2 protein-coding genes and 2 pseudogenes are annotated in these 2,162 nt (G+C 53.5%); 3 read left to right on the forward strand and 1 reads right to left on the reverse strand.

From position 1 onward, the window contains the following. The coding region (locus BV911_RS18615) for an IS3 family transposase (RefSeq protein WP_139840022.1) at window positions 1-201 on the forward strand (201 nt) is incomplete at its 5' end. Window positions 202-503: 302 nt separating this feature from the next. Here the strand turns inward: BV911_RS18615 and BV911_RS18620 are convergent. Next, window positions 504-1,238, reverse strand: coding sequence for a BglII/BstYI family type II restriction endonuclease (locus tag BV911_RS18620; RefSeq protein WP_086055030.1), 735 nt, complete (start codon window positions 1,236-1,238; stop codon window positions 504-506). Window positions 1,239-1,519: 281 nt separating this feature from the next. Between BV911_RS18620 and BV911_RS18625 the strand changes: the two are divergent. Together BV911_RS18625 and BV911_RS19390 are read left to right on the forward strand one after the other, a co-directional pair. Next, window positions 1,520-1,810: pseudogene (locus tag BV911_RS18625) on the forward strand (IS5/IS1182 family transposase); the annotation flags it as partial. A 206-nt stretch (window positions 1,811-2,016) separates the two neighbouring features. Then, window positions 2,017-2,162: pseudogene (locus tag BV911_RS19390) on the forward strand (IS5/IS1182 family transposase); the annotation flags it as partial.

Below are 2,162 nucleotides of genomic sequence, written 5' to 3' on the forward strand. Positions count from 1 at the left end.
ACGATAAACGGCCTATTCAAAGCTGAGGTCATTCATCGCCGTGGCCCCTGGCGCAGCTTTGAAGCCGTCGAATATGCCACCCTCGAATGGGTCGACTGGTTCAACAATCGCCGCCTGCTGGAACCTATCGGGAATATCCCGCCCGCTGAGGCAGAAGCAAACTTCTATGCTGCTATGGAACGATCAGATATGGCCGCGTAACTAAGACAATTCAGCCTCCGGCAAACCCGGCGCGGTTCAGTTCATTAAATCTCGTCATCTTCATCAGAATCTCCTCAGGTATCTTGCTGAGAAAATTCTACGTCCGCATCCCCTTAGTTTCGCGGAGGATTACCGTGCGGCCGAGGCCGCCGGAGTACCGCTTATGCCATTAAACTCTAAGGACTTCGTAAACAACTTCGACCTCAATTTAATATGCCCCTAAGAGGACGGTTAAGCAACGAAGGGCGCAGTTCTGACTGAGGCTACCGACTAAAAACATTTTGAAATCGTCAGATCGGAGGTCACTCGACAATTACTGACTTCGCCAAGCCGATCAGCAGGAGAGGGCAAGGGTTGCCAACACCGCGGTTAATCCGCTCTTCCAACTTAGACCAATGAGTCGTTGCCTGTCCGAACTTATCGTGAACAAAGTGGTGGGCAAACGCTCTTGCGTAAGGCACCTGACGGTCCATTAGGCGTTGCACAGCCTGCCGTTGGCGAACAGTTCGATCCTTCATACTAAACAGTTCCACCATCTCAGCCTCTTCGATGATGCCGTGCTTCATAAGGCATCTCTCGACCATGCCGACCATGTCTGCTTGCATTAATGACCCGCGAGTGATCACTACACCGATGCTTATTGCGGACTGCGCATGAAGTCGTTGGAAATTCTCCAAATCGCGATCAAAGAATGGATCCTTATTGTTCCACTCTATCTCGAGAGCAATTTTCCCGGCGTCCGTGTGCCGGACATGGTCAATCTCGTGGCTTTGCGAGACAATCTCGACACCGTCAACGATAAGCTGAAAGTCAAAGTTGTGCTTCGGCCACCCTGCTTCGTACAGCCTGCGCCTGAGACGCTGGGTTGATTGGGCCTCCCCTCCCCCGGAACCGACCAACTCCTCAATGGGGATGGTAACGTTAAGCAATGCGTCTTCCAATTCCCTGACCTGATCCGGAAAATCGACCCCGAAAATTGCCCCGGCGTGGTTTCTTATCGCGACGTCAAATCCGTGGGAAATCAAGTTTTTGAACATGGTGTCCTCAGGTCATTTCCAATCGGGATACCTGTCGAGGCGACGTTGCGCAAATCTGAAATTATCAGCAGTGCGTGTTTCCTCAGACACGCCGATCCCACGTATTGAGCGACAACTACCTTGGCGACTTCCGGCAACCGGCGAGGCCACCATACCAACCTGATCCCAGTGCACACCCGCACCCCTGCCACGATCTAACCGATGCCCCGACAAAGTGAAGCCGAGTTGCACAAATCCAGCGTGGTATCTGGCTTCTATGAGCAAGCCGATATCACCTACCAATCATCCCACCACACAGAAAAGCTCAGCCAAGGAAGCCAACCACCGCCGGTCCCGTCGCCGGGAACGATGCGTTGCCCGCGTCGAAGTAACTGGGCCAAGCACTCTGGCGGAACTCGAGCGGAAACCATCGCAGAAGCCGCGTTGAGACAAAGATGCATGGTGTGGAACTGCTGGGTCAACGGTTGATGACACGGGACTTTGACCGACAGGTCGCAGAAGTTCAGATGCGCGTTGCGATACTGAACAGTTACACCGCGGTTGGCATCTCCGTTAGGAAAGCCATTGCATAAACCGGTCTGGGGAATGGAGAGAGCCGTCCATCAGTTGATTTGCGCGACAGAGACCATGCTTTCCACAACCTTCCAAGGATCCGTTTTTGATCACGATCTGGAAAATTTTCAACGCCTGCATGCTCAGTTCGACGGAGGCGCGGGGCTCTGTTGCGCAAATCCTGCTTGGGATTCACCACGTGAATCCAATATGGTAGCTGATGCGCATGAGCATACCCGCAAAGGCGACCTACAAGACGACGAACTGGCATGACTACAACCTCGCGCTGAAACAGCGTGGATCGCTGACCGTCTGGTTCGATCCGGATATGGTGTGGGAGGCGGCACCCTCCGGGAAACGTGGACGTCAACA

The sequence above is a fragment of the Pseudoruegeria sp. SK021 genome, from assembly GCF_002119405.1.
In the GTDB taxonomy this organism is placed as follows: Bacteria; Pseudomonadota; Alphaproteobacteria; order Rhodobacterales; family Rhodobacteraceae; genus Meridianimarinicoccus.

Bases quoted from the DNA above. Each gene is read 5' to 3' on its own strand.
- BV911_RS18620 (WP_086055030.1), bottom strand. From the start codon at position 1,238: ATGTTCAAAAACTTGATTTCCCACGGATTTGACGTCGCGATAAGAAAC.